The following is a 7388-nucleotide window of genomic DNA, read 5'->3' on the forward strand; positions in this document are numbered from 1 at the left end:
GCATCTGCTGTTCAACCCGCTGAGAAAGCGTCGTATCGTCCAGTGCGGCGAGGTCGGTCGCGGTCTCGGGCTTGACCACCCAGACCAGGCTGGAGCGATTGCCGGGCAACGGGACCTGCGTGAACGGACCGGTCTCGGTGTGGAATTCCGTCGAGGTGAAAGCGTGGTCGCCGCTATGGCCGAAATTGAGGACGAGAGCTGCCTGCGGGTAGGACCGGGCCGAGGTCGAGATGCCGGCCGCCTGGCGCGCCGGTGACAACCGCCCATCGGCGGCGACCGCAAGCGATGCGTCGACCGTGCTGCCGTCGGCCAGGACGGCACGGGCGTGCTCGGCATCGAGATGCCAGTTCGCCACTATCGACATCAGCCGGTCGATGCCGGCATGCGCGGCAACGGCGCTGGCGAGTGCCGGGTTGAGGACGCTGTTGGGAAGGTTCAGCCCGAACTGGTCCTCGTCGATCTCGCTGGCGCGGAAGGTGACGACCGGGCTGCGGATCAGCCGGCTGGTGGCGTCGACGATGCGCATCACTTTCAGGGGCGCCGCCTTGGATTTGACGGCTTCGAGCACGCCAAGCCGGTCGAGCACTTTCAAGGCAGGGTTCATCAGGGCTGTCGTGCGGCCATCGGGAGCGGTGGCCTCCGGCCCGACCAGTGTCACCGGGAAACCTTCGGCGGCAAAACCGAGCGCCGCGATCAGCCCTGCCGGCCCCGTGCCGGCAACCAGTATCCGCGCAGTTTGCTGATGCTCCAAGATCGGCTTCCGGCTTGCAATGCGAGGCGGGTCCACCCGACCTGCCGTTCGATGAGCATATAGGTCAGATCATGCCGCTTGATCAACGCGGCGATTCGGCCCATTCGGATGTCATGACCGGCCAGCAGGACGACTTCAGGCATCTCGACCGCGCCGGCCGCGCCATGGCCGGCATCGCGCGCAATCCTCGCGTCACGGTAAACGTCGTTGTCGGCGCTTGCATCCTGCTTGCCTGGCTGTCTCTTGCGGCGATGGCAATCCGCGGGGCTGAAACAGGGATTGCGGGCGTCGGCGCCCCTGGCGACAGGATCCTGCGCAGCCTGCCGCCACTGCCGCTGCCCGATTTCCTGGAACGGTTCTTTGTGCTGTGCCTCTCACCGGTGCCCTTGGACGCAGATCTCGGCTTGCAGGCCGGCGCGCTCGTTTTCATGTGGCTCCTGATGGCGGTCGCGATGATGCTGCCTTCGGCGGCGCCGATGATCCGCACCTATTGCGAAATCACTGACACGGCTCGCATCAAGGGCGAACCGGTCGTTCACCCGCTGGTGCTGGTCGCCGGTTACCTAAGCGTCTGGCTCGCCGCTTCAATGATGTTCGCGGCGCTGACCTTGGCCGTCCATGCATTCGCCTCGTCAGCCGGGATGCTCGATCCGGTCGTCGGCCTTGCCGGTGCGCTCGCTCTCGTGATTGCCGGCCTCTACCAGTTCAGCGGCCTCAAGGAAGCTTGCCTGAAGAAATGCAAGAACCCGTTCTCGGTCCTGTTTTCGAACTGGAGCGCAAGGCCCCTTAACATCTTTCGGCTCGGTGTCGCGCAAGGTCTGTGGTGTCTCGGCTGCTGCTGGGCCTTGATGCTGGTGATGTTCGCCGTTGGCGTCATGAACATTTTCTGGATGGCGTTGATCGGGCTGTTCACCCTGATCGAAAAACAAACAGCCAGCAGGGTTCCAACCCGGCTGGCCGGTGCGATACTGCTTGTCTGGGCAGCCGCGCTGCTAGTAGTCTCGCTATGAGTGGGGGAAAATCGATGGCAGACCAGAGCTGGGCGATGAAGGGAGAGCTCGTACTCTCCTGCAATTGCACGGTTTTTTGCCCCTGCGTGCTATCGCTTGGCAATCATCCGCCGACCGAAGGCTATTGCCAGACCTGGGCGGGGTTTCGTATCGATGCAGGCCATTTCGGTGAGGTCGATCTGTCCGGCCTCAATCTCGGGCTGATCATAGAAATCCCCGGCTACATGAGCCGCGGCAACTGGACCGCCGGCCTGTTCATCGACAGCCGAGCCTCGGTCTACGCGGTCAAGGCGCTGACCAAGATCTTCACGGGCAAGGCAGGCGGAACCACATCGCTGCTCTCCATCCTGGTCGGCAAATTCCTCGGCGTCGAACAAGTGCCGATCACCTATGAGACGCGTGACAAGACGCGTATCTTCCAGATACCGAAGATTATCGACGGGGCGGTGACACCCATCCCCGGCAAGGATCGCGACAAGGATACGGTGATCAGCAATTCGGAATACTGGATCGCGCCCGAGATTGTCGTGGCAAGGTCTGACAAGAGCAAGATGCGGGCTTTCGGCCGCAACTGGAATTTCGCCGGCCGTTCGGCCGAAATCTGCAAGCTGGATTGGCGGGGCCCGTGAGCAAGAACACAACGGCCCGAAAAGCCGCCAAAAAGATCACGGACCGGATTCCCAGGCCGAAGAAGAAGGTCACCTGGCCACAGGCGCGGGCGTTCTCCGTCCACCTCTTGACCGCCTCGGGGTCATTCCTGGCCTTCCTGTCGCTGGTAGCGGCGAGCGAAGAGCGCTGGACCGCAATGTTCTGGTGGCTCGGGCTGGCATTGTTCGTCGACGGCATCGATGGACCGATCGCGCGCAAGCTCGAGGTCAAGGAGATCCTGCCGACATGGTCAGGCGAACTGCTCGACAACATCATCGACTACGTGACCTACGTGCTGATCCCGGCCTTCGCGCTCTATCAGCGCGGCTTCATGGGCGAGGGCCTGTCTTTCCTGTCGGCGGCGATCATCGTCGTGTCCAGCGCCATCTACTATGCCGACACCGGCATGAAGACGAAGGAGAATTTCTTCAAGGGATTCCCCGTGGTCTGGAACATGGTGGTGTTCACCCTGTTCGTCATCGAGCCCGGACAATGGGTTTCGTTCGCGGTTGTGGTGGTGGCCGGCGTCCTGACTTTCGTGCCGATCAACTTCATCCACCCGGTGCGGGTGGTGCGGCTGCGGCGCATCAACCTTGGGATGACTCTCTTGTGGTGCGCTTTCGGCGCGCTTGCCCTGGCCCAGGCGGCACTCGCTGCCTTCTATGATCAGATCGGCGTGCTGGGCGAACAGGTCAGCACCTTCACCAAGATCGGCATTACCATCACCGGGCTTTACCTTGCCTGCATCGGTGGCATCATGCAGTTCTTTCCCAATCTCGGTGCCAAAAAGGCTTGATCAGCCGCTCCCACAGGAAGCCTAGCCCCACAGGAAGCCTAGCAATGTCGAAAGCGATCCGCATTCACGCCAATGGCGGCCCGGAAGTTCTGACCTATGAGGACGCTGACCCCGGCCAGCCGGGATCCGGGCAGATCCTGGTCCGGCACACCGCGATCGGCCTCAATTTCATCGATGTCTACCATCGCTCTGGCCTCTACCCGCCGCCTGGCGGCTTCCCGCTCGTGCCAGGCAGCGAAGCCGCCGGCGTGGTGCTGGAGGTCGGCCAGGGCGTCGACTGGCTGAAGCCTGGCGATCGCATCGCCTATGCCGTGACGACGGGCGCTTACGCGCAACAGCGCGTCATCGATGCCAGCCGCGTCGTCAAGGTTCCGGATGGCATCAGCGACGAACAGGCCGCGGCGATGATGCTGAAGGGCATGACCGCGGAATATCTGCTGCGCCGGACGTTCAAGGTGAAGGCCGGCGACACGATCCTGTTCCACGCCGCGGCAGGCGGCGTCGGGCTGATCCTCGGCCAATGGGCAAAACATCTCGGCGCCACCGTCATCGGCACCGCCAGCTCGTCCGACAAGATCGAGCTCGCCAGGGCGCATGGTTTCGACCATGTCATCAACTACAAGGAACAGGATTTCGTTGCCGGCGTCGCCGCCATCACCGGCGGCAAAAAATGCGACGTTGTCTACGATTCGGTCGGCAACGACACATTTCCGGCTTCGCTGGACTGCCTGCGGTCGCTTGGCATGTTCGTCAGCTTTGGCCAGTCATCGGGACCCATACCGCCGTTCAGCATGTCATTGCTGGCACAGAAGGGGTCGCTGTTCGCAACAAGGCCGACACTGTTCGTCTACAACGCAAAACGCGAGGACCTCGACGCTTCTGCCGCCGCCCTGTTCGAGGTCGTGCTCAGCGGCGCGGTCGAAATCAAGATCAACCAGCGCTACGCGCTGAAGGACGCCGGCAAGGCGCATTCCGACCTCGAGGGCCGCAGGACCACAGGGACGACCATTCTCATCCCTTAGTTCGTTCTGCCTTGCTATCCCTTGAATTTCCGCTGAAATTCTTGAAGCTCTTTCAAGACGTGTGCCGCTTTCCGATGAGAGCCGGCCGCGCCTACCATGCCTGCGGGAACACAGAACATGTCTGGCTAACCAGATGGGAGGCACTGTGAGTGCAAATCACGACGGCACGAACCTGCTTGAGGTTCGTGGCCTCACCAAGATATTCGGCACGCTGACGGCGTGCGATCATATCGATCTCGACATCGCCAGGGGTGAGATCCACGCCCTGCTTGGCGAAAACGGCGCCGGCAAGTCGACGCTGGTGAAGATGCTGTTCGGTTCGCTGGAGCCCAATGCCGGCGAGATCTTCTGGAACGGGCAGGCCGTCAGGATTTCCAGCCCCGGCGTCGCGAAAAAACTCGGTATCGGTATGGTGTTCCAGCACTTCTCGCTGTTCGAGGCGCTGACCGCGGCCGAAAACATTGCCCTGTCGCTGGACGACGGCTCGCCGATCAACAGCATCGCTGCGAAGGCGAGGGCGCTTTCCTTCAGCTACGGCCTGCCGCTCGATCCTGAATCGCTGGTCGGCGACCTGTCGGTAGGCGAACGCCAACGCATCGAAATCATCCGTTGCCTGTTGCAAACGCCTCAGCTCATCATCCTGGACGAGCCGACCTCGGTGCTGACGCCGCAGGAAGCCGACAAGCTGTTCGAGACGCTGGAGCGCCTGCGTTCGGAAGGCAAATCCATCCTCTACATTTCGCACCGGCTCGAAGAGGTCAAACGCATCTGCGACCGCGCCACCGTGCTGCGTCACGGCAAGGTCGTCGGCCATTGCAACCCGCGCGAGGAAACCGCCTCTTCGCTGGCCCGCATGATGGTCGGCAACGAGGTGCAGGCCGTGGTGCGCGCGCCGGTCGAGGGGATCGCCACGGCGCAGCCGCTGCTCGAGATTCGCAACCTCAGCCGCAAGCCGGCAACACCGTTCTCGATCCCGCTCAAGGGCATCAACCTGAACGTCCGGGCGGGCGAGGTGATCGGCATCGCTGGCGTCGCCGGCAACGGCCAGGGCGAGTTCTTCGAATCCGTCTCAGGCGAAGTGCCGCAGCAGGATGCATCCTCGGTGCGCATTCGCGGTAAGGACGCAGGCGGCCTCACCATCACCGGGCGCCGACTGCTGGGCGCTGCCTTCGTGCCGGAGGAGCGCCTCGGCCACGGTGCGGCACCGCGCATGAAGCTTTCCGAAAACCTGCTGCTGTCGCGCCATGCCACCGACGGCAAGGCGTTCGTCGGTTCCGGCGGGATGGTGAAGAGCGGTGCCATCCAAGCCGCGTCCCAACGCATCATCGAGGCGATGGATGTACGCAAGAGTGCGCCGGATCCGGAGGCCGCGGCCCTTTCGGGCGGCAATCTGCAGAAATTCATCGTCGGCCGTGAACTCGACCGCCGGCCAAGCGTCATGGTGGTGAACCAGCCGACCTGGGGCGTGGATGCGGGCGCTGCCGCTCATATCCGCCAGGCCTTGATCGAGTTGTCGCGCAGCGGATCGGCGGTGCTGGTGATCAGCCAGGATCTCGACGAGCTGTTCGAGATATCGGATGCGATCGCGGTCATGCACAATGGCGAGCTGTCGAAACCTATGCCGATCGCCGAGGCAACCTTCGAAAAGGTAGGTTTGCTGATGGGCGGCGCCGAACCAGGCCACGCCGAACACTCGCTGGAGACGGCATGATGCGCCTCGAACTCGTCAAACGCCCGCAGCGTTCCATGCTGTTTTCGGCCCTGTCGCCGTTCATCGCCTTCGCGCTGACCATCATTGCCGGCGCCGTCATGTTCGCGCTGCTCGGCGTCAATCCGCTGACCGCGTTCAATATCTATTTTATCGAGCCGATCAGCCAGGTCTGGCAGCTACATGAGCTGGCGATCAAGGCAGCGCCGCTCATCCTGATCGCCGTCGGCCTGTCGGTCTGCTACAAGGCCAACATCTGGAACATCGGCGCCGAAGGCCAGTTCATCCTCGGCGGCATTGCCGGTTCGATGATTCCCGTGCTGTTTCCGCAGTTCGAAGGTCCGCTGGTGCTGCCGCTGATGCTGTTGCTCGGCATGGTCGGCGGCGCGGCCTATGCCGCGATCCCGGCTCTGCTCAAGACTCGCTTCGGCACCAACGAAATCCTGACCAGCCTGATGCTGGTCTACGTCGCGCAGCTCTTCCTTGATTGGCTGGTGCGCGGACCCTGGCGCGATCCGCAGGGCCATGGTTTCCCGCAGACCATCCAGTTCAACGATTCGGCCGTGTTGCCGGAGCTGATGCCGGATGCCGGACGGGCAAACTGGGGTTTTGTCTTCGCATTGGTCGCCGCGGTGCTGGTCTGGATCCTGATGAGCCGCATGCTGAAAGGTTTTGAGGTGCGCGTGCTGGGCTCAAGCCCGCGGGCAGGGCGCTTCGCCGGCTTCGGCCTCAACCGCATGGTCTTTTTTGCTTTCCTGCTGTCAGGCGCTCTGGCGGGTCTCGCCGGCATCTCCGAGGTCTCGGGCGCTATCGGGCAACTGCAGCCTGTCATTTCGCCCGGCTATGGCTTCACCGCCATCATCGTGGCTTTCCTTGGCCGCCTCAACCCGCTCGGCATCGTTGCCGCCGGTCTGGTGCTGGCGCTGACCTATCTCGGCGGCGAAGCGGTGCAGAGCGCGCTCGGCATCTCCGACAAGGTGGCGCGGGTGTTCCAGGGCATGCTGCTGTTCTTCGTGCTCGGCTGCGACACGCTCATCCACTACCGCATTCGCCTGGTCGGCCTGGCGCTGACCAAGCCGGAAGGTGCCGCGAAACTCGAAGCCGCGCCAAAGTTGAAGGAAGCCCGTTGATGGACATCACCGTAAACATCCTTCTGACCATCGCCACGGCGGCAACGCCCCTGTTGATCGCGGCAATCGGCGAACTGGTGGTCGAGCGCTCCGGCGTGCTCAATCTCGGCGTCGAGGGCATGATGATCATGGGCGCTGTCGGCGGATTCGGCGCGACCTATCTCACCGGCTCGCCCTGGATCGGCCTTTTGGCGGCAATCGCCATGGGCGCGGTGTTCTCGCTGCTGTTTGCCGTCATGACGCTGTCGCTGGCCACCAACCAGGTGGCGACCGGCCTGTCGCTGACGCTGCTCGGCCTTGGCCTGTCCGGCATGATGGGCACC

The 7388-nt window shown here is 63.0% G+C and carries 7 protein-coding genes and 1 pseudogene; 7 read left to right on the forward strand and 1 reads right to left on the reverse strand.

From position 1 onward, the window contains the following. Positions 1-751, reverse strand: a 751-nt coding sequence (locus EN893_RS11515) for an FAD-dependent monooxygenase (protein WP_206640104.1), incomplete at its 3' end; no start/stop codon positions are given. A gap of 71 nt (positions 752-822) precedes the next feature. On the opposite strand from EN893_RS11515, the gene EN893_RS11520 reads away from it, so the two are divergent. From EN893_RS11520 to EN893_RS11550, 7 genes and pseudogenes are all read left to right on the forward strand, one after another. After that, entirely contained in the window at positions 823-1761 is a 939-nt protein-coding gene (locus EN893_RS11520) for a DUF2182 domain-containing protein (protein WP_127272650.1), read from the forward strand. A gap of 14 nt (positions 1762-1775) precedes the next feature. Continuing rightward, positions 1776-2390 carry a DUF1326 domain-containing protein gene (locus EN893_RS11525; RefSeq protein WP_127271928.1) on the forward strand — a complete coding sequence of 205 codons (615 nt, stop codon included), beginning with the start codon at positions 1776-1778 and terminating at the stop codon, positions 2388-2390. Next, on the forward strand, positions 2387-3205 hold the full coding sequence (pcsA, locus tag EN893_RS11530) for a phosphatidylcholine synthase (protein ID WP_023811884.1): 819 nt from the start codon (positions 2387-2389) through the stop codon (positions 3203-3205). Before EN893_RS11525 ends, pcsA begins: the two co-directional genes overlap by 4 nt. Before the next feature lie 44 nt (positions 3206-3249). Then, positions 3250-4227 carry a quinone oxidoreductase gene (locus EN893_RS11535; protein ID WP_127272649.1) on the forward strand — a complete coding sequence of 326 codons (978 nt, stop codon included), beginning with the start codon at positions 3250-3252 and terminating at the stop codon, positions 4225-4227. 133 nt (positions 4228-4360) lie between these two features. Next, entirely contained in the window at positions 4361-5938 is a 1578-nt protein-coding gene (locus EN893_RS11540; protein ID WP_164749014.1) for an ABC transporter ATP-binding protein, read from the forward strand. After that, complete coding sequence (locus tag EN893_RS11545; RefSeq protein ID WP_127269000.1) at positions 5935-7065, forward strand: ABC transporter permease; 1131 nt, start codon at positions 5935-5937, stop codon at positions 7063-7065. The genes EN893_RS11540 and EN893_RS11545 overlap by 4 nt, the downstream gene beginning before the upstream one ends. Continuing rightward, a pseudogene (locus EN893_RS11550) lies at positions 7065-7388 on the forward strand (ABC transporter permease); the annotation flags it as partial. The gene EN893_RS11545 and the pseudogene EN893_RS11550, both read left to right, overlap by 1 nt.

This window comes from Mesorhizobium sp. M7A.F.Ca.CA.004.04.2.1, assembly GCF_004022825.1.
Classification (GTDB): domain Bacteria; phylum Pseudomonadota; class Alphaproteobacteria; order Rhizobiales; family Rhizobiaceae; genus Mesorhizobium.